Below are 21,511 nucleotides of genomic sequence, written 5' to 3' on the forward strand. Positions count from 1 at the left end.
TTGTTCAAGTTCAGTAAAAATTGAAATATGTTTACTTGTTAGTAATATTTTAAAAGTGGTATACTAAGCATAATCTGCTATAAGTAAAGGAGGAGAGATGAATGAGCCAAGTAACATTACAGGATATATTTCAGGCTATAATGGAATTGTCCAGTGATGTTAAAGAACTCAGCTTGAAAGTCGATAAATTAGAAGCAAGGATAAGAAAATTAGAGGAAAAAGTAGATAAGCTAGAAATGAGAATAGGGAAGCTAGAGGAAAAAGTAGATAAGCTAGAAATAAGAGTAGGAAAACTAGAAGTAAATTCAGATGGATTGGAAAAGCGGATTAGTCTTATGGAGCGCAGAATAGATTCCTTAGAAAGAACGAATCAAGAAATGAAAGGAGAATTAAAGGAAGATATACGCAAAGTAGATAAGAAGTTTATGATTCTATGTGGAGATATAATTGAGACAAGGGCAGAGGTTGCCATGTTAAAAAGCTAGAAGCGTGCAAATGCAGGCTTATTTTTTTCGTATTAAAAAGAATATCGATTTTATGAACGTAGTAGTGAAACTAACTGAACAATTGTATTGTTAAATCAATTTTTAAAATTAAGATTATGAAAAAATTGTAATATCCATTAAGCAAAGTAGTATAAGGAAGTAAAGAACGACCACTTATTCGTGATCGCTCTATTTATGAATTTTAAAAGTAGAAATCAATCATGCAAACTTCTTTTAAAATCTTAAGAGACCATAAAAACGCGAACTTTCAATAAAAGAATAAGCTTTGGTGGACTATCTAATCTAATAATCATATTCATCCATGTTAACTATACGGATATTGTCTTGCTTGATGTTGAATACTTATCCATTTGAAAGTAGTAAAGGCATCCAAACTCCATTCACCGTTTAACCTGCCAATCCCGGAATTTTTGACACCTCCGAATGCAACATGTGGTTCATCATTTATTGTTGTATCGTTGATATGGATCATACCCGTATCTAATTGTTTAGCAAGCTGAGCTCCACGTTCCACATCCTTAGTATGAATGGCACCACTAAGTCCGTATAAGCTGTTATTTGCATATTCAATCACTTCTTTTTCATTGGAAACTTTTAAAATAGAAATGACTGGTGCAAACACTTCCTCTTGTGCTATTTCCATATCTGGGGTAACTTCAGTGAACACAACTGGTTCTACTATGTTACCGGTGATGTTGCCTTTAATAATTGGGTGTGCTCCTTCTCGAATTCCCTTCTCAATTAAGGCTCTTGTTGCTTTTACTTGCTGTTCATTAATTAATGGTCCGATAATCGTGTTAGGGTTTTTTGGGTCGCCGCATGTAAGTGTAGCAACCTTCGCAATATATTTCTTAACAAATTCTTCATAAATAGCTTCATGAACAATTAACCGATTAGCTGACATACAAATTTGTCCTTGATGTGTAAAACGGCTAAATACAGCAGCACTTACTGCCAATTCTAAATCTGCATCTTCTAGAACAATGAGCGCACTGTTACCACCTAATTCTAAGTGAACTTCCTTTAAGTTTTTTCCGGCTACTGCACCAATATGCTTGCCAATTTTTGTAGAACCTGTAAACGAGATTGCTCTAGGAATCGGGTGCTCGATAAATAAATCGCCAATTTCCGAAATTTCTGTTGTAATTACATTAAGTAATCCTTTTGGTAAACCAGCGCTCTCGAAGATTTTTGCAATCATCGTTCCACCTGTAATAGATGTGTGTTCATGTGGCTTTAAGACGACACCATTTCCTGTAGCAAGAGCTGTAGCAACAGATTTCATCGATAGAAAGAATGGAAAGTTGAAAGGACTAATTACACCAACAACCCCAATTGGAACACGATATACCCGGTTTTCTTTATGATCGATAGGGGAGGTCAATATCTTACCTTCCATTCGAAACGGGAAGGTAGATGCTTCTTTGATAAGATTGATAACTAAACCGATTTCAAATTCAGCTTTTAATCTAGTGCCACCTATTTCTTCTATAATAATATCTACAATAGCTGCATGATTTTCTTCGATATACTGTACTGCTTTTTCAAAAACTTCTCGTTGAATTACTGGGTTTGTTTGAGACCATTTGAGTTGAGCCGTAGCTGCTGCGTGGTAAGCTTTATCCAAATCTTCCTTGCTTGCAGCTTTATAAGTGGCAAGCAGCTCTCCACAATAAGGGTTTCTATTTTCCATCGAGAGTGATGAGGTTCCTTCACGCCACTCTCCATTAATATACTGACTCGGTAAATTTTTAAATGTCATTTTACTCACTCCTATATTATAAACCATGTCTGTTTTGTATTAACAAGCTGATATTTTATTCATTCTTAAGTTCTAAGTTTTCATGAGCTAGCCGGGAAAGCAAATGAATATTACTATTAATCTCTTGTACTGTTGCAGTAAGTTCTTCAATAGCAGCAGATTGACTGTCTGATTCTACATTAACCTCTTGAATGTACGTATCCAAAGTAGAAATAACTTCTTTAATTTTGTTCGTAATCGTATGAATATCCGATACTTGTTCTTTAGAATGATTCGCCATTTTTCTAATTTCATCCGCAACGACAGAAAATCCTTTACCGTGTTCACCTGCTCTTGCTGATTCAATCGCTGCATTAAGTCCTAATAAATTACTTTGATCGGCAATTCCTTTAACAACGTCTGATACTTCTTCAATCGTACCTACTTGTTTTGTAACGTCAGTAGCTTTTTCAGATATTAACGACATATGATTAGCTAGATCTGTCATAGACTCCGCCATGTCCTGAATGGTATTTGTTACTTCATTAAAAACAGTTGAGAGATTTTCAGCTATTTCTGCTAATTGATTTGCTTTATCAACGCTATAGCCCACCCCTACTCCACCAATCACATTGCCTGCTTCATCATGTAAGGGAATCGCTCGAGCAATTATATTAACACCAAATAATTGCGCTGGCACCAAGGCTGCTTGATTTTTATTTTGCTGAATTGCATTTGTAACAATATCTCCCTTTACTAAAGGATCACCTGGTTTCACATTTAAGGAAAATGTTTTCGCCGGGAAGTTTATGATCAGTTTCTCGGTATCATAAATACCAATCGTAATGTCTTCATTAATGAGATTTTGTAAAAATGGACCGACTGAAATAAATGATCGAATTAAGGGATGAAATTCAACTTCTGTAATTGCTGACTGATTCATGATTCTCTCTCCTATCTTATTTTTATCTCGCATCTAAGATCCGTAAGATCTCCATATTCAAGCATGAATACGAAGAAGTCTAAAGGGAGACAACGGCACTCACATGTTCGACTCGTTCAAGAGCCTTTAGCTTATCCCCTTACTACTTGTATCGGTATAAAACAATCAAATATTAATATTTTAAGCAGAGTTCTTATTGACATTTTTATTTTAGTAAGACTTTATTACTATGAATCGGATGATAAATAGAACTTTATACTTATAAAAAATTGTTTATTTTATATTTCAGGCTTTATTTCTTTTAATGATTTGCCGATAGAAAAAATATGCGGAAATGGTATTTGTATTCTTACTAAGGTAAAAAACGATTCAATTTAGGCTTCAGTTAAATCATAGAAAAGGAAGAATATGATCGTTGTCTTGTTTAAAAAGGGGCACATAACATAGAGAGAACTGAATACATGGATCAAACAAGTGTGGAATAGGAGGAAGACAGCTTGGATAAGACTTCAATTATTGGAATTATTTTAGGAATTATTGCGGTAGGGGTAGGAATGGTTTTAAAAGGAGTGCACTTGGCCGCATTAATTAATCCTGCAGCGATTTTGATTATTTTTGTTGGTACTGCTGCATCTGTATGTATTGCATTCCCGATCAGTACGATCAAAAAAGTTCCTTCATTGCTTAAAATTGTCTTTTCCGATGATCAACAAACGGATTATCAAGAAGTAGTGCTAATGTTTACGAAATTGGCAGATCAAACAAGAAAAGAAGGCATCTTATCACTGGAGAAGCAATTACGGGAGACAAGAGATCCTTTTTTACGTTCAGGGTTGCAATTTGTTGTTGATGGTCAATCTCCCGAATTTATCCGCGAAGTGATGCTGGAAAAAATTGATGCAATGGAAGAAAGGCATCAGGAAGGAATCGCTGTTTTTTCCCAAGCAGGAACTTATGCACCTACATTAGGTGTTCTTGGTGCAGTTATCGGGTTAATCGCTGCACTAGGCGATATGCAAGATATGGAGGTACTTGGACATGCGATTTCAGCTGCATTTATGGCTACACTAATGGGGATTTTTTCCGGGTATGTGTTATGGCATCCATTTGCTAATAAGCTACGAGAAAAATCAAGAAGAGAAGTGCGAATGAAAGAAATCATGGTGGAAGGATTGTTATCTATTACAGCCGGAAACTCAGCAATGATAGTAAAGGATAAACTTGGATCATATTTATCAACAAAAGAATTTAATGCTTTAAAAGGAGAGGAGGAAGATGCGTAAAAACAAACAAAAAAAAACACATCATGTGGATGAGTCATGGCTCTTGCCATATTCAGATTTATTAACACTTCTACTCGCTTTATTTATAGTTTTATTTGCCATGAGTGAAGTAGATTCTCAAAAATATAAAGAACTGGCGCAAGTGTTTCAAGGTGAGTTTTCCGGTGGCGAAGGGATCTTGGAAAACAGTTCTCCTTCACAGGACTCGCCTAAAATGGCTAATGATGAGGAAAATGATCAAAAAAAGGAACGGACGAAAGGTGAGCAGGAATTAGAAGAGCTTGAAGCCATACAAAAACAAATCGATGCATACATTATGGAAGCCGGCTTAGATAATACGCTAGAGACAAAATTACTGGATGAAGGACTCTTAATCACGATTCTCAATAATATTTCATTTGATTCTGGAAGCGCTAGGGTAACGAAGGAAGGAAAAAGGATTGCTCAGAAAGTATCGGACTTTTTATCTACTGATCCGCCTCGTGAAGTAGTTATAAGTGGTCATACGGATGATCAGCCAATTAATTATTCAGGGTTTTCCTCTAATTGGGAGCTTAGTGTAACTCGTGCAGTCAATTTTATGCATCTGTTACTTAATAATGACGAGCTAGATCCTACGAATTTTAGTGCAAAGGGATATGGTGAGCATCGTCCTGCTGTTCCAAATACGAATGAAGCAAATCGAGAAAAAAACCGACGGGTCGAAGTGCTTATTCTGCCTAATTACAAAATTCAAACCCAAAAAAATAAAGTAACGAATAAACAAGGAAACTAGGGGGAACTTACCATGCACAAATTATTTGCTGGTAGAAGTATTAAAATGAAATTGTTTTTTACATTTTCTGTCATTATTGTCTTAGTTCTGTTATTAGGCATTACCAATATTATCGGAATTTATAACAGCAATAAAGATACCGAGGGAATCATCAATAAGGATATGCAATTATTAGTAGCCCAGGAAAAGATGGCGATAAATACTGCAGAACGAACAGGCTTTCTTAGAGGATATTTATTGTATGATGATGAAAAATATAAACAGGCATTTCAAGATACCGTTGAGGAAACGACTGAGCTGGAAGAATTTATTCTTAAACATAACCAGTCGCAAAAGGTAAAAGATTTAATGGAGAAAAAGGTAGAGTGGGGACATCTGACAAATAAATTTTTTAAGGAATATGAGAAAGGTAATGAAGCTGAAGCGAGAAGGATTATGGAAAAAGAAATGCAGCCAATTGGTATCGAACTAATTGATGGCTTCAAAGAATTGGCTCAATTAAGAGAAGATAGTATTACCGAGAAAGGGAAGTCTGTAATCGATATAGGTAATACGATTTTAACTATTGCTGCAATTATGATGGCGGTTGTAGTTGTGTTGGGCATTGTTGTAGCATATATGACAGCAATTTCGATTGCAAAGCCATTGCACCAAGTGAAGGAACGGATGAATCAAATTGCTAATGGCGATTTAAGCGGCGAACCATTACAAGTAAAAGGAAAAGATGAGATTGCCCAATTAATGACATCTACAAACATAATGAATGAACAATTAAAAGAACTATTAAATCGAATTAAGGATGTAGCTGGAACCGTCGATAATCAAAGTCATGTATTAACCCAAGCTGCCAATGAAGTGCAACAAGGTACAGAGCAGGTTGCTGCTACAATGGAAGAACTAGCTTCAGGTGCAGAGAACCAGGCAAATCATGCAGGAAGTTTATCTGGTATGATGAATGATTTGAATAATACGATTCAAGAAGTAGACCATAGCAGTGATAGCATAAAAACATTTTCTAATGATGTGTTACAACAAACTCAGTCCGGATATGATATTATGGAATCGACAAATGAACAAATGAAAAAAATTGACCAAATTGTTAAAGATTCTGTTCAAGGTGTACAGAGTCTTGATGTCAAAACGCAAGAAATATCAAAATTAGTAACCGTGATTGGCGAAATTGCTGAACAGACAAATCTGCTTGCGTTAAACGCAGCTATTGAAGCGGCAAGAGCTGGGGAACATGGAAAAGGGTTTGCTGTTGTCGCAGATGAAGTACGAAAGCTAGCAGAACAGGTTTCAGAGTCATTAAGTGAGATCACTAATGTAGTCAATACGATTCAAAAGGAATCGGATCAAGTTACTGTTGCACTTCAGGAAGGTTACGGAGAAGTATCTGCAGGATCAGAGCAAATGACAAAGACAAAAGATACATTTAAAACAATATATGATGCAGTAAATGCTATGGCGGATAACATTTCTACTGTTAAGAGTCATGTTGATCGAGTTACAGAAAATAGTAAAGAAATGAATGGTTCTGTTGGAGAAATAGCTGCAATTTCCGAAGAATCAGCTGCTGGAATTGAACAGACTTCTGCCGCCACACAGCAAACCAGTAGTTCCATGGAGCAGGTTACTGCAAATGCAGAGCAACTCTCAGGCTTAGCAGATGAGTTAACGACATTAATTAAACGATTTTCCTTGTAGTGACGATTAAGGGTAAATTGGAATAGCACAATTTTTAAAAATAGATGCATGTTTTAGGTGAAAAGGTATAAGATTAATACAATGAGTGTAAGGTGTAAATATATAGTTTAGCATAAGTTCTTATAGCTAAATGTTAAGTTGAAAATAAGATTTTCCAAAAATCATGGTGGACATTGTGTCACCATGATTTTTTTGCACTATAGGAAAGTATAAGATTTTATGGTTTATAGTATAAGAAAAACTACAGCTTTCGCTAAAGACTTGGAGACAAGCTAAGTTTTGCTAATGGCTTAGGAAATTAAAAAAATTTTAAAAAAGTATCTTTATCGTCTAGCTTCAGCGTTCGTGTTGCCAGCAAACTTCGATCTCCTTCCTACGATAAGTTAACATCGGTTCGAATCTAAAGGAAAGCCGACTAAAAGTGGGATTGTCGCTCAGGCGTCGGCATACCTCTGTTTTAGAGGCATGTTTCCTTTATCCCGAATATTAGGAGGCATATTTCTACATTTGAAGAATCTGCTTATTATTTTGTGACCTTTAGGAGAGAAATGGCTTCTAATCTCCAATTCGTTTGGATCGACAGGACAAGGAAAGCTTCTTGAATAAGCATCGCACGCAGAAAAAGCGTTCTTCTTTTTCAAGGACAAGGAAAGCTTCTTGAATAAGCATCGCACGCAGAAAAGTGCTTTTCTATTCAAGGACAAGAAAAAACTTCGACAGCGATACATCGCATGAGAAAAAGCGTTCCACGAAAAGAAGTTTCACTTTATCCCTTCATAAGCTCTGCCGTTTGTACGTCGATAACCAAACGTTTCTAGCTTTGTTATTTGAATGTAAAAATTTTCCCAAAACATTCATTTAAACATGGAGAATAAATGATAAGTACAACTTAAAAGAGAATTTGTGCTAAGCTAGTCCTGTTTCTTTATATTTAAGTAAGAACATGAAATACATTTTGGCTTTTATGGAAATTAAATTACAAATTGCTTAATTAAAAACTTCGAATGGTTCTGGCTAACTGTACATACATGTTTTAAATAAAAAGGATATATCTTACTACAAGTGTGTACTGACAAATTTTGATAAAACTAGTCAACTATTTTTCTGGAAAATACTTTGACCGAGAGGATAGAATGGGTTATAATTAACAGTCGTATTAAGAAAAATTAATAGTAAATTAAAATGTACTTAAAATAACGAATGTGACTTAAAAATTAGAGGTGAACAAAGTGAAGAAATTATTATCTACAAAACTAGGATTCTTCGCGGTAGCACTTGTACTTTTCTGGATAAAAACATATTTAATATATAAATTTGAATTTAGTCTAGGAGAAAGTGGAGTGATGCAGGAATTCTTATTATTTTTTAATCCACTAAACTCAGGGTTAATTTTCCTAGGATTAGCTTTATTTGCTAAAGGTAGAAAGGCAGGAATCTGGATTATTATCATCGATGCGGTTCTAAGCTTTATTTTATATGCTAATGTCGTATTCTACCGTTTCAATAGTGACTTTATTACGATCCCTACATTGTTGCAAACGGATAACTTTGGCAGTATCGGGGGTAGTATTGCTGATTTAGCGCAAATGAGTGATTTGCTTTATACGGTAGATATTATTTTCTTGACCATTTTATTTATTTTAGTACGTAAAAAATGGTCGGTAGAACGAATGCAATTACGGAAGCCGTTCCTCGTTATTTCAGCTGGCGTGTTGGCTTTTACTATTAATCTAGGACTAGCTGAAGCAGATCGGCCACAATTATTAGAACGTACCTTTGACAGGAACTATCTAGTAAAATATTTAGGGGCATTTAACTTTACAATTTATGATGCTATTCAAAGTGCAAAGACATCAACAAGACGTGTTCTTGCTGATAGTAATGATATTACGAAAATAGAAAACTATACGAAAGCGAAATATGCTGAACCAAACCAGAAGTATTTTGGTAAAGGAAAAGAAAAGAATATCATTAAGATTCATTTGGAGTCTTTCCAATCTTTCTTAATTAATTATGAGTTACATGGAGAGGAAGTAACACCGTTTTTGAATTCACTTGTCAATGATCAGAAAAAAGGCTTTACTTATTTTGATAACTTTTTTCAACAAACAGAACAAGGAAAAACTGCAGATGCCGAGTTAATGCTGGATACTTCCTTGTATGGACTGCCACAAGGAGCCGCGTTCGTAACGAAGGGAAATAATACGTATCAAGCACTTCCGGCTATTCTTGATCAAAAGCAAAATTACACAAGTGCTGTGTTCCATGGTGATGGTAAGTCATTTTGGAACCGTGATGAGGTATATAAGCATTTAGGTATAAATGAGTTTTATCACGAAGAATTTTATGATATGAGTGAAGAAAATGTTATTAACTATGGCTTAAAGGACAAACCATTCTTTGAACAATCTATACCTTATTTAGAAGATATGGAGCAGCCATTTTATGCACATATGATGACACTAACACATCATCATCCATATTTGATCGATGAAGAAGATGCAACCATCAAGCCTGCGGAGACAGGTGATGGATCTGTAGATCGTTATTTTCAAACAGCTCGTTATTTGGATGAATCGCTAGAGCAGTTCTTTAATGACTTAAAGGAAAAAGGTCTTTATGATGACTCCATTATTATGATTTATGGTGATCATTACGGTATTTCTAATAATCATAACCGAGCAATGAAAGAAATTATTGGTGAAGAAATTACGCCATTGAAAAATGCAGAATTACAGCGAGTACCATTTATGATTCGAATTCCAGGTGTTAAAAGTGAAGGAACCAATCACACATACGCTGGGCAAGTTGATGTTATGCCAACGCTATTGCATATTTTAGGTGTTGATGCCCAAGATTATATTCAATTTGGAACAGATATGTTCTCTAAAGAACATAAAGAGTATGTTCCTTTCCGAAATGGAAACTTTATGACTCCAGAGTATAGCTTTGTGGATGGAAATTACTATGATAATGAAACAAAAGAAGTAATTAAAAAACCTACTGATGAAATGGAAAAGATGCACGATACGGTTATGAAAGAATTAAAGCTATCCGATGAACTTTTATACGGCGATTTATTGCGTTTCTATACACCAAATAAAGATTGGAAGCCTATAGATCCTGATGACTATTTCTATGGTGGACCTGCAGGTAAAAAAGACGATGATTCAAAAGTTGAATAAGTAGCAAGAAAAAAACGTCCGCGATATTTGCCGGCGTTTTTTTCTTGCATGGGAAATTATATCGGTTTCTGTATGGTGAATAGCTTGTTTGAGAGTAGCTTCATTTCATTTAGCTTAAGCGCTCGTGTTGCTAGCAAACTTCGCTCTTCATCCTGATAAGTCAATATCGGCTCGAATCTAAAGGAAGGCAGACTAAAAGTGGGCTTACCACCCAGCGTCGGCATACCCCTATTTTAGAGGCATGTTTTCTTTATCCCGAATGTAAGGAGCTGAAATTATCTGATTTGAAAAATCTGCTTATGATTTGGCGGACTTTATGAGAAAAACGGCTCCTAAATTCTTGATTCGTTTAGAGACAAAACAGGGAAAACTTCGTCAGCGGTGAAGCTACGGCAGCAATACACCGCACGCAGAAAAAGTGTACTTCTTTTTCAAGGACAGAGAAGCTACGGCAGCAATACACCGCACACAGAAAAAGTGTACTTCTTTTTCAAGGAGTCCGAGTTTTTAGCCTTTGTTCCATTTCAATTAGAAAAGCATTTGTTGAATGAAATTTCACTTTATCCTGCATGTAACTGGCGGTAAGACCTGCCTATCCATGCTACGAGGTAAAACCTGGGTGGATAAGTGGAGGGACCAACTGCAAGTCAAATGCCCGATTCTGTTAAAAGAACCCCCCACTGATTGAAAATTCACGTTATTTCGTCAGAAGTTGTCCAGTTTGTACATCACTAAACAAGAGCTTGCGCTTTTGTTTTTAACAAAAAATATAAGATAATCTAGAAAAATTTTGCTTCCAAATCCTATCATATTCATTACATCGAGAGTAAGTAAAAACATATAATGAATTATACAAGCTTTATTGCTTGAAATACAAAAAAGAAATACGAACAAAAGTTCTATTTTTCGTATTTTTTAAAAAAACTATGGTATACTAAGAACTGATAATGTTCTTAAGGATCGGTCGGCTAACCCTAGAGCAAGGGGGTGAGCCAATTGAATGTTTATGAAGTGTTCATGGTGCTATTTGCATTTGGCAGCTTTTTAGTTGCTTTTTTGACACTAATCATCCGATTCATCAATAAAAAATAGACCTCTTGAAACAAAGAGGCCTATTCCTTCATAGTCGATCCCCATAGGAACCGCTTATCATGGACCACAGTTGCAGCTGTGGTCTTTTTTTAGTATATGCAACACTACATCTGTAGTATACCATAAAAGCAGGTTTTATAGAATTTAATATATTTATCGAGTTTCAATATTATCTTTCAAATTTACTGAATAAAATTCTTATGTAAAAATTGGTAATAAGCGGTACGTTAATAAACGACTGTTACAGCTAGGACAACTATAAAATATTTCAATAGTTGATTAGTAAAGATTGTCTAATTGAACTTATCCAAGATTAATAACTTTATGGTTGAAATGCTTATAAGAAAAAAACGAATTAATTTATCCAGCATGTAAGGTGCCGTAAGACTCTCACTTCAAGAGCCTCGAGTTGATACAAAAGGATCTAAGTGGGAGAAAACGGCACCTAAATGCCCGATTCGTTCAAGGGCCTTTAGGTCATACCCTTGTGGTACTAACATTTAGTAGGAGATGGAAGAAAACTCCTACTGAATGAAGTTTCACTTTATTGACATTTTAATGATCATGAATTTAATACATTTTTTAAATCTAACTAGACATAAAGATTATCCTAATTTTTCAAAAATGTTCATAAATTTGTCATAATTAATGAAAGGCCGGGTATTTGCTATATTAATAGATAATCATCGTCATTAACAGATGATTTAAGACAGATAAAGTTATATTTTGACAATAATCTTTAGCGAAAGCTGAGCTCGATTAGTTTATTCGACATTTTGAAATGGAAATACATGACTTGACTGCCATGAGATAATAGGTATATATGTCTATTATGTGTAGGTAAAAAGTTTCGATTAATAAAAAAGTGAAACTTAACTTCATGTCTTTCCAGCACAATGGAAAATTATCTCCCAACAGTATTACCAGATACAAGTCAATGAGAGGTGAGTTGCTTCTTAAATAAGATTAATACATAGTTGACAAAGGAATTTGATAGGAGGAAATATAATGATGGAAGTGAATACAATTAACAAACAGGCAAATAACTGTATTTATCTTCAAAATTTTCGGTACCATAAACAGCAAATTCATTTTATTTATGACTACCTTAATGGAACGTATAATCGAAGTAAAAGCTTAAACTTCTTTGTTGTACAGGATAAGTTTATCCGTTCTCAGCTTAGACAACTTGATACAATCTTGAACCACCCAAATGAATAAGTAGAGGAATATGCTTCGTGTATTCCTTTTTTATATTCCATCTAAGGTATTGTAAGACTTCCACCTCAAGGAGAAATTTACCACTGAATAAAGTTTAACTTTCTATTTTAATAAAGAGGATGTTCAAAAACGGTAACATGACATATGAACTTCACCGTTGCTAAGTATCTAACTTTATCCCACATGTATGGCAGTAAAACCTGTATGAGGTGAAACCTAGGAGGATCCAACCGTAAGTCAAGTGTCCGATTCTGTTCAGAGGCCTTTAGGTCATACCTCCTAAGGTACTAACAATCAGTGGGGGATAAAAGAAAACTCCCACTGATTGAAGAATAACTTTATACATCTTGAAATGATGTTACATTGAACTTTTTAATCTTTTTTACATGTATATGAATAAGTATAAAATTTCACATAAAGCATTGCACTCAAAGCCAAAATAACCAGCGGAACTCTGTACTTGAACGTAATTTCGATTAATATTATCTAAAAAATGTTTTAAGTAATTCATTTGCATGATTTGAATTTTAGAGTGTTCTGGGCTAATTTAGAAAAAAGATATGCTATATTAGAGAAAGACTTGTCATCTTACGAAAAAGATTCTATCCCCTCACCTAATGGCGGAATGAGCTACCACCAATAGAATACAAGGATAATTTTGTGAAAGAGAGGAGAGTAAGGCTGGATTGGAAACAAAAGAAGAAACCGAGCAAAAAAAAGTATTTTATCGAGTGATCATAGCGACAGGAATTATCGTTGTGGCATTTAATTTACGCCCTTCTATTACTTCCGTCGGGCCGCTTATTGGTACAATTCGCGATCATCTAGGATTGTCCAATTGGAGTGCAGGAATGCTTACTAGTCTTCCTCTAATTGCATTTGCTGTTATGTCACCATTGGTTACAAAATTAAGTAATCGATTTACAAATGAACGGGTCATGCTTTTAGGGTTATTTGGTTTATTTATAGGGATTACGTTACGAAGTATGGCAATAATTAGTTTATTGTTTGTGGGAACATTACTTATTGGCTTAGGAATAGCCATATGTAATGTATTATTACCGAGTGTTATTAAGGAAAAATTTCCAATGAAGGTCGCGTTGATGACTAGTATCTATTCAACCGCTATGGGTATATCCGCTGCAACTGCCTCTGGGTTAAGTGTGCCGATTGCTGAAGGACTTCATTTCGGATGGCAAATAGCTTTAATTGTTTGGGCAATACCTGCATTGTTAGGGATAATTGTTTGGATATACTTGAGAAAGCAATTGACCGATCATTATCGGGTGCTTTATCAACCTATTATTGAACAAAAGCAAATATGGCGTTCTCCTTTAGCGTGGCAAGTTGCTGCTTTTATGGGGTTTCAATCTTTTTTATTTTACGTTACGATTTCATGGATGCCTGAAATTCTTCAAGCCTATGGGATAAGTGCGTCAGCTGCTGGTTGGATGCTATCTTTTCTTCAATTTATTGGTTTACCCGCAAGCTTTATTGTTCCTGTATTAGCAGGTCAATATCGTTCACAGCACGGCATTGTATTAGCGATGGGATTATTTTCTATTATAGGTTATACTGGTTTATTATTAGGAAAATCTAATATTGTCATGGTCGTTAGTATTATTTTGATCGGTTTTTCATTAAGTGGTACATTTGCTCTTGCTCTAACACTACTTGGCATGCGAGCTCGTAACGGGAAGCAAGCAGCACAATTATCTGGAATGGCTCAATCGGTTGGGTATGTTCTGGCAGCTATCGGTCCATTTTTAGTAGGCTATTTATATGATAAAACACAAACATGGGATATTCCATTACTTACTTTGATTAGTGTAGCGATCATTGTTGTTGTTTTTGGTTTTGGGGCAGGGAGAGATAAATATGTATTCGACGAATAAGTGTAATGATGCTAAGGCTCCTGTGAATAATGCGATGAAATTAAATAAACAAAAGCCATATGGGGTTAATGACTTTTATTTTTGGAAAATCACGCTTAGCTTAGCATTGGCCTCTTTTTTTATTTTTGCTACGATGTATGCTGTTCAGCCACTGCTTCCAGTATTTGTAGAAGAATTTGACATTAGCGTTTCTGTTTCAAGTCTTTCGATGTCTGCTACTATTTTAGGATTAATTATTGGATTGGTTGTTTTAGGCTTTTTATCTGACCGTATTGGAAGAACAGTGTTTATTAAACTATCTTTACTAGGTTCAATTTTACCATTTTTACTTATGCCTCTTACTGAAATTTTTGCTTTACTAGTTGGACTGCGATTAATTCAAGGCTTTGCGCTTGCAGGATTACCGGCAGCAGCGCTTGCTTATCTAAATGAAGAAATTGACCGTAAAAGTGTAGGTTTAGCTACTGCTTTATATATTTCCAGCAATGCACTTGGCGGCATGGTTGGAAGAGTGGTGGCTGGTTTTGTAACAGATATCATGTCATGGCAAGTTACCTTTTATGGGCTTGCTGTAGCAGGAATTATCATCTTAATTCTTGTTCATGCAATGTTACCAAACTCAAAAAAATTTCAACCAAGTAACTTACCGTTTCGCAAAGACATAAACGGTTTTATTTTTCACCTCAAAAGTCCGTCATTATTAATTGTGTTTGGTCTGGGAATTGTTTTGCAAGTATCGTTTACAGGAATATGGACATATTTGCCATTTTATATGCAAGAGGAGCCGTTTTCTCTCTCTTTACAGTCAATTTCCTATTTGTTCTTTGCCTATGGGTTAGGAGTTATCGGGTCTCCATTTGCTGGATGGCTTTCTAGCTTTTTGGGCTTAAGAAAGGTTCGGATAGCTGGTATAACGGTACTAACAATAGGTATATTAATAACGTTGAATAACTCTTTAATTGGTATTGTTATTGGTCTATGTGTCAGCTGTCTTGGATTTTTTACTGCACATTCGTTGACAGCTACTTCGGTAAGCGAAACAGCTACTCATCATAAAGGAAGTGCTTCAAGCTTATATCTAGTATCTTATTATATTGGTGTATCGCTAGGGAGTACAGCTCTAGCACCAATATGGGAAAAATTTCACTGGCATGGATTAATCCTATTTCTCGGTGCTTTACCTGTGCTATATATAATGCTTGTAAAGCTTTTTCAATATTTAGGTGTTTGTTCAAAGGGGAATTGAACATGTTATTAGAGAGTGGGAATTAGCGACGACATGAACTGCCAGAAACATGCCAATAAAGAAATTTTGGTAAGATCAAGCTTTAATGCAGACGATAGAACTAGTTCCACTTATACATCATTTTTACAACGTCGAAACTTTTTCTGCGCTAAAATATGAGAATACGAAGAAGTCTAAGTAGGAGAACGGCACCTAAATGCCCGATTGGTTCAAAGGCCTTAGGTCATACCCTTGCGGTAACATTCAGTAAGGGATGAAGTAAAAGCATCCTTTTTAAATAAAAATCTGTTATAAAGGAGTATTAAATAATGTTAAAGCACTTACTCTATGAATTGGTAGGGTGGATTTTTACTGGAATCGGAGCTTATTATATTTATGAAGATCCAACATTAATTCTTCCCTATATTAGTTTAGTGATTGGACTTGCTTTAATTATATTTCATCTACCGAAAAGCTTACGAAAAAAATCATAAATAATTCAAAAAGGATAAGTTAACTACTTATTCTTTCTTTTTTCATAATGTTAGCTTGAGAAAGTACAATGTTCAATAAAAAAGTATCTATAATAAGTAGAGGATACATGAGGAGGAATAATTCAATTACCAAAAGAGAACATGAATATGGTTACTTCATGTTCTCATACTTTCTTGTTAAGAAAATTATATTCGTTTCTACACGCTGGATAATTCTTTTCAAAAGTAACTTTCTCATCTAGCTCATGCGCTCGATCCGCCCAGCGAATTTCCATCTTATTCCTCTCGAATATGATAAGTTAACATCAGATCCTGACGTCGCTGTGTTTCAATAACTATACATTATATACATCGTAAAAACGTTCATAGAATTATTTTACAAAATCGGGAACTTCATTAATATTTATTCCCCAGATTATAGGAAGTAAGAAATAAATGGCTACTGTTATAAGAATGATACCAATTAAATTCAAGACCAGCCCGGCCTTTGCCATATCAGGAATACGTAAATAACCTGATCCAAAAACAACTGCATTAGGCGGAGTAGCGACTGGAAGCATAAATGCACAAGATGAAGCTACGCCTGCTGCAATCATAACAACAAATGGATGAACTCCTAACGCCACTGCAAGTGCTGCCATGATTGGATACATCATATTAGCTGTTGCAGTATTAGAAGTGATTTCTGTTAAGAAGATAACTACGCCAGTAACCACTAATAAAACGATGAAAATATGAATGCCTTGTAAAGTTGTTAACTGTTTACCAATCCATTCTGACAGGCCTGATTGCGTAAATCCGGCTGCAACCGCTAATCCACCACCAAATAATAATAAAATACCCCATGGTAGTTTTACTGCCGTATTCCAATCCAACAAAAATGTATCTTTTTTATTTTTGGATGGAGTGATAAATAAAACAATTGCTGCTGCCATTGCAATAATCGCATCATCAATATTCGGGTTGATTTTTACGAGGAGAAAAGACCTTGTTATCCAGGCGATTGCTGTTAGAACGAATACAGTAAAAACAGCCTTTTCTTCAGCGGAAGGTTGACCAAGCTTTTGCAGTTCCTTGGTAATGACTCTTTTACCACCTGGAAGTTGTTTTAAGTTTAGTGGGTATGCCATCTTAACTAAATAAAACCAGATAAGAATAATGAAAAACCAAGCAACCGGCACCCCAAATAACATCCACTTGGCAAATGAGAGCTCGATGCCATACATTTCTTTAATAACCCCAGCTAATGCAGCATTCGGTGGTGTACCAATTAATGTAGCAATTCCACCAACTGAGGCTGAATAGGCAATTCCTAGCATAAGTGCTTTTCCAAATGCAAAATTCTCTTTCGATGTATCGATCGTGCTATCATCTTTTAAAGCATCGGAAATTTGATAAATGATAGCTAATCCAATGGGTACCATCATCATAGCTGTTGCTGTATTGGATATCCACATAGACAGAAAGCCTGTGGCAACCATAAATCCAAGAATGATTCGATTTGTATTTGTTCCGATAACTGAAATAATCGATAGTGCAATTCGGCGATGCAAATTCCATTTTTCCATTGCTAGCGCTATCATAAATCCACCCATAAACAAAAATATGGTATCGCTTCCATATGAAGATGTAGTTGTTCCAATATCTAGTCCACCTGTTAAAGGAAATAAGATAATTGGTAATAATGAAGTTGCTGGAATAGGTATTGCCTCTGTCATCCACCAGATCGCTATCCAAATTGTACTAGCCAAGACAGCTAAACCTTCCTGTGATAGACCTTCAGGAGAATAAAATAATAAAGTGATTATAAATAATAATGGGCCAGCAATCAACCCGATTAATTGCCCTGGTTTATAATTACGGTTATTTCCTTTCTTATTGCTGTTTCCTGCTAGAGTATCTGAAGGGTCTATCGATCTACCTGTAGATAATCTAGAGGAATTAGGTTTAACAAAAAATGTAAATAATGCTTTTGCTTCGTCATGTTTTTCCCACAACCAATTCCAAGTTGTCGAAATCATGTATAGTCCCCCTTTGTTTTTCATAACTACAATTATATTCATAGATTTCTAGTTGAGCAAGGAATAATGATTTTATTTTCGTTAAAAATGATATAGTAGTATGTAAAATATAAAATATAATGACATATAAATAATGATAGATAAGTTATTTCGCATCATAATTAGGTGTTTTTTTCTAATTATATTACATCGTTACTATAACCTAAAATGATAAATTATCTAGCGATTTATGTTTAATAAAAAAGTTTTTTACGTTTCTATCATCATGTTTATAGAAAATATGATATGATTTTCTGGAAAGCATTATAAAGGAAGGATAGTTTATGAGTTTTTTGATTCAACCAGTCGGCGACTCTGCCATAAAGGTACTATTTACAGAAGAAGTTTCAGAACAATTAAGCAATACGATTCAAGCTTTTTGTAAAACTTTAGCTGATACAGAAATAAAAGGAGTGACAGAGTGGGTTCCGGCCTATAACTCTGTCACAATCTATTATCAACTTATTCATATATCCTTTTTAAAATTAAAGACCACTGTTAAACAAATTTTTGATAGGTTAGCTGTTCATGATGCAATAACGTTTCGAATAGTAAAAGTACCAGTACTATATGGAGAAAAATATGGGCCAGATTTAGAGCGAATAGCAACCTTCCATAACTTAACAACGGATGAAGTGGTTCAAGTTCATCAGCAACCAGATTATCTTATTTATATGCTTGGTTTTCTTCCTGGGTTTCCATATTTAGGTGGGTTAGATAAACGAATAGCTACTCCACGATTAGATGAGCCACGTTCACTGGTAGAAGCGGGTTCAGTTGGAATAGCACATGAGCAAACAGGCATTTATCCGGTTTCTTCACCAGGCGGATGGAATATTATTGGAAAAAGCCCTCTTCGATTGTTTGATCCAGAAAATGAAATAATGCCATTTTTATTTAAACCTGGAGATCGAATTCGTTTCTATGCAATTACAGCCAAAGAATATGAAGACATCCACCATCAAGTAATGGCTGGTACGTATTCACCAAGTATAGAGGAGGTAAAAAGATGACAATCATTGATATTAATTGTGACATGGGGGAGAGCTTTGGAGCATACACGATAGGTGCAGATGAAGAAATGATGGATTTAATTAGCTCTGCTAATATTGCTTGTGGAATGCACGCAGGAGATCCTAATGTGATGGAACAATCCGTTCGTTTAGCTAAACAAAAAGGAGTAAGTATTGGAGCTCATCCTGGTTTTCCGGATTTATCTGGTTTTGGAAGACGAATGATGGACGTAACGGAGGAAGATGTTTACCGACTTACTATCTATCAAATTGGTGCTTTACATGCTTTTTGTGTTGTTCACGATGTGCGGATGAATCATGTGAAGCCGCATGGAGCTTTATATAATTTAGCTGCACGCGATTATCGTGTTGCAAGGGCGATCGCAAAGGCTGTTTATGAATTCGATTCTTCACTTATTCTAGTAGGGTTGGCAAATAGTGAAATAATTACTGCCGGGAGAGATGTTGGCTTAACTGTTGCTGCGGAAGCATTTGCCGATCGTACCTATACTTCAAAAGGTACACTCACTCCGAGAAGTGAAGAAGGTGCATTAATTGAACGAGTGGAAGATGCGGTTCAGCAAATTAAACAAATGGTTTTTGAGCATAAGCTGCGAGCTGCGGATGGTACTTTAATTCATATGAAGGCAGATACAATATGTATTCATGGTGATAATAAAGCTGCAGTTACGTTTGCTCGAAAGCTTCGTATGATGTTAACAGACGCAGGGATAACCGTCTCCAGCTTATCCCGTATGTAAGGCGCTGTATTTTTCTTATTTTTAACGTCTTTTTTACACTATAGGAAAGTATAAAACTTTATGGTTTAGTATAAGGAAAACTCTCGCTTTCGCCATAAAGACTTGGCGACAAGCCAAGTTTTTCTAATCTTAAACAACCATGTGAGAAACGACACTTGAATGCCCGATTTGCTCGGGTCGACAGGACAGAGTTTTCTACGACAGCGATACTTCGCACGCAGAAAAGTGCTTTTCTTTTCAAGGACAAGGAAAGCTTCTTGAATAAGCATCGCACGCAGAAAAAGTGCTTTCCTTTTTCAAGGACGCTTACGAACTTAACCTTTCTTCTACTGTTATAAGGAGAAAAGCGTTCCTTGAATCATACTACTTTATGAGGACAAGTTCGTTCACGAGTACAAGGAGGGATACAACGTTGAGTGAACAGCCATTATTTTATGTACATAAATCAGGAATTTACACATCATTACAAGATCTTGGGCGCCACGGTTATCAGCAATTTGGTGTACCAGTGTCGGGAGCTATGGATCGGTATGCTTTGCAATTAGCAAACATATTAGTAGGGAATAAAAGGGATATGGCGTGTTTAGAGGTTACTTTAGTCGGTCCAACGTTAGAAGCGCTTAGAGAATTGAGTATTGCGATTACCGGAGCTGACTTACAACCAAAGATAAACTCGACAGCTGTTCCGTTATATAAAACACTTACAATGAAGAAAGGCGATATACTATCTTTTGGTGGCTATCGAAATGGAGTTCGATCGTATATTGCTATTGCCGGAAAGTATGATAGTCCTTCTTTTTTCGGTAGTCAATCTGTTGATATGCAAACAGGTCTTGGCCATATTTTGGAAAAGGAAGAAACAATTTATGGATCGGTAAGAAAGTTAAAAAACAGAATTAGCTTATCTCCTGAATTACAACCTGTTTATCAGCAGTCCATACAAGTAGGAGTAATTGAAGGTCCACATTTACATTGCTTTTCCAACGAAACAAGAGAAGCTTTTTTTAATCAAACGCATACGATTGGTGCAAATTCCAATCGAATGGGATATCGCTTAGAATCTTCTCCCATTAAAATAATGAAACATGCTGATAACTGGACAGACGCTATACCGTTTGGCGGAATTCAAGTACCTCCAAATGGGCAGCCAATTATTCTGATGGCTGATCGGCAAACAACTGGAGGTTATCCAAGAATTGGTACAGTTATGACTGCTGACTTAGCTAAAATCGCCCAGCTCATGCCAAAAGGAAAAGTGAGGTTTTATCCAATATCTATAGAAGAAGCTCAACAAAGGCTGATTGCGATTGAAAAGCAATTGCATCAATTAGCCATTTTTCGAGCAGGTCTTACTTGAGTGGGGAGAAAATACTATGAAAAAGCTGCTTTTAACAGGATTTACTTCTTTTGTACTATAAGAAAGTATAAAATTTTAGGGTTTATAGTATAAGAAAAACTATAGCTTTCGCCATAAAGACTTAGCGACAAGCCAAGTTTTTCTAAGATAACCCGATTAACCCGACATGAAAATTGTTTAAGATTTAGATGGTGCACATCTAAATGGCTACGCGATTATCGGGAAGGTGTTACCAGTCGATTTTAATCAATCT

General features: G+C 35.6%; 18 protein-coding genes. 15 read left to right on the forward strand and 3 right to left on the reverse strand.

All coding sequences use genetic code 11. The features are described 5' to 3' along the window. Positions 1-101 precede the first annotated feature (101 nt). Complete coding sequence (locus tag KQI21_RS09925) at positions 102-485, forward strand: hypothetical protein (RefSeq protein ID WP_216484020.1); 384 nt, start codon at positions 102-104, stop codon at positions 483-485. Positions 486-810: 325 nt separating this feature from the next. On the opposite strand, the gene KQI21_RS09930 is transcribed toward KQI21_RS09925, so the two are convergent. Then, positions 811-2,268, reverse strand: a complete 1,458-nt coding sequence (locus KQI21_RS09930) for an aldehyde dehydrogenase family protein (RefSeq protein ID WP_216484021.1) — start codon at positions 2,266-2,268, stop codon at positions 811-813. Between the two features lie 55 nt (positions 2,269-2,323). Continuing rightward, positions 2,324-3,190 carry a methyl-accepting chemotaxis protein gene (locus KQI21_RS09935; protein WP_216484022.1) on the reverse strand — a complete coding sequence of 289 codons (867 nt, stop codon included), beginning with the start codon at positions 3,188-3,190 and terminating at the stop codon, positions 2,324-2,326. A gap of 497 nt (positions 3,191-3,687) precedes the next feature. On the opposite strand from KQI21_RS09935, the gene motA reads away from it, so the two are divergent. The 10 genes from motA (at position 3,688) to KQI21_RS09980 (ending at position 16,067) form a co-directional block, all read left to right on the forward strand. Continuing rightward, positions 3,688-4,473 carry a flagellar motor stator protein MotA gene (motA, locus tag KQI21_RS09940; protein ID WP_216484023.1) on the forward strand — a complete coding sequence of 262 codons (786 nt, stop codon included), beginning with the start codon at positions 3,688-3,690 and terminating at the stop codon, positions 4,471-4,473. Further along, the gene (motB, locus tag KQI21_RS09945) at positions 4,466-5,248 is read left to right on the forward strand and encodes a flagellar motor protein MotB (RefSeq protein WP_216484024.1); all 783 of its coding nucleotides are present in this window, start codon (positions 4,466-4,468) and stop codon (positions 5,246-5,248) included. Before motA ends, motB begins: the two co-directional genes overlap by 8 nt. A gap of 12 nt (positions 5,249-5,260) precedes the next feature. Then, positions 5,261-6,955 carry a methyl-accepting chemotaxis protein gene (locus tag KQI21_RS09950; protein WP_216484025.1) on the forward strand — a complete coding sequence of 565 codons (1,695 nt, stop codon included), beginning with the start codon at positions 5,261-5,263 and terminating at the stop codon, positions 6,953-6,955. A gap of 1,229 nt (positions 6,956-8,184) precedes the next feature. Then, on the forward strand, positions 8,185-10,140 hold the full coding sequence (gene ltaS / locus KQI21_RS09955) for a lipoteichoic acid synthase (RefSeq protein WP_216484026.1): 1,956 nt from the start codon (positions 8,185-8,187) through the stop codon (positions 10,138-10,140). Positions 10,141-10,521: 381 nt separating this feature from the next. Continuing rightward, on the forward strand, positions 10,522-10,725 hold the full coding sequence (locus KQI21_RS09960; protein WP_216484027.1) for a hypothetical protein: 204 nt from the start codon (positions 10,522-10,524) through the stop codon (positions 10,723-10,725). A 426-nt stretch (positions 10,726-11,151) separates the two neighbouring features. Further along, positions 11,152-11,232 (forward strand): putative holin-like toxin, encoded by an 81-nt coding sequence (locus KQI21_RS16155; RefSeq protein ID WP_309245545.1) that lies wholly within the window; start codon positions 11,152-11,154, stop codon positions 11,230-11,232. A gap of 1,008 nt (positions 11,233-12,240) precedes the next feature. Beyond that, positions 12,241-12,453 carry a hypothetical protein gene (locus KQI21_RS09965; protein WP_216484028.1) on the forward strand — a complete coding sequence of 71 codons (213 nt, stop codon included), beginning with the start codon at positions 12,241-12,243 and terminating at the stop codon, positions 12,451-12,453. Positions 12,454-13,139: 686 nt separating this feature from the next. Next, the gene (locus KQI21_RS09970) at positions 13,140-14,348 is read left to right on the forward strand and encodes a CynX/NimT family MFS transporter (protein WP_216484029.1); all 1,209 of its coding nucleotides are present in this window, start codon (positions 13,140-13,142) and stop codon (positions 14,346-14,348) included. Between the two features lie 34 nt (positions 14,349-14,382). Continuing rightward, positions 14,383-15,594, forward strand: a complete 1,212-nt coding sequence (locus KQI21_RS09975; RefSeq protein ID WP_216484306.1) for an MFS transporter — start codon at positions 14,383-14,385, stop codon at positions 15,592-15,594. Positions 15,595-15,902: 308 nt separating this feature from the next. Then, positions 15,903-16,067 carry a hypothetical protein gene (locus KQI21_RS09980; protein ID WP_179104394.1) on the forward strand — a complete coding sequence of 55 codons (165 nt, stop codon included), beginning with the start codon at positions 15,903-15,905 and terminating at the stop codon, positions 16,065-16,067. A gap of 371 nt (positions 16,068-16,438) precedes the next feature. On the opposite strand, the gene KQI21_RS09985 is transcribed toward KQI21_RS09980, so the two are convergent. After that, positions 16,439-18,088: an SLC13 family permease gene (locus tag KQI21_RS09985; protein ID WP_216484030.1), complete on the reverse strand. Its 1,650-nt coding sequence runs from the start codon at positions 18,086-18,088 to the stop codon at positions 16,439-16,441. Positions 18,089-18,411: 323 nt separating this feature from the next. On the opposite strand from KQI21_RS09985, the gene pxpB reads away from it, so the two are divergent. The 4 genes from pxpB (at position 18,412) to KQI21_RS10005 (ending at position 21,258) form a co-directional block, all read left to right on the forward strand. Then, on the forward strand, positions 18,412-19,140 hold the full coding sequence (gene pxpB, locus KQI21_RS09990; protein ID WP_216484031.1) for a 5-oxoprolinase subunit PxpB: 729 nt from the start codon (positions 18,412-18,414) through the stop codon (positions 19,138-19,140). Next, positions 19,137-19,901 (forward strand): LamB/YcsF family protein, encoded by a 765-nt coding sequence (locus tag KQI21_RS09995; protein ID WP_216484032.1) that lies wholly within the window; start codon positions 19,137-19,139, stop codon positions 19,899-19,901. Before pxpB ends, KQI21_RS09995 begins: the two co-directional genes overlap by 4 nt. A gap of 155 nt (positions 19,902-20,056) precedes the next feature. Then, a complete protein-coding gene (locus KQI21_RS10000) occupies positions 20,057-20,239 on the forward strand; it encodes a hypothetical protein (RefSeq protein WP_216484033.1) in 183 nt (60 codons plus the stop codon). A gap of 74 nt (positions 20,240-20,313) precedes the next feature. After that, positions 20,314-21,258, forward strand: a complete 945-nt coding sequence (locus KQI21_RS10005; protein ID WP_253291382.1) for a 5-oxoprolinase subunit C family protein — start codon at positions 20,314-20,316, stop codon at positions 21,256-21,258. Positions 21,259-21,511 lie beyond the last annotated feature (253 nt).

The organism is Virgibacillus proomii (genome assembly GCF_018916875.1).
GTDB lineage: Bacteria > Bacillota > Bacilli > Bacillales > Amphibacillaceae > Virgibacillus > Virgibacillus proomii_B.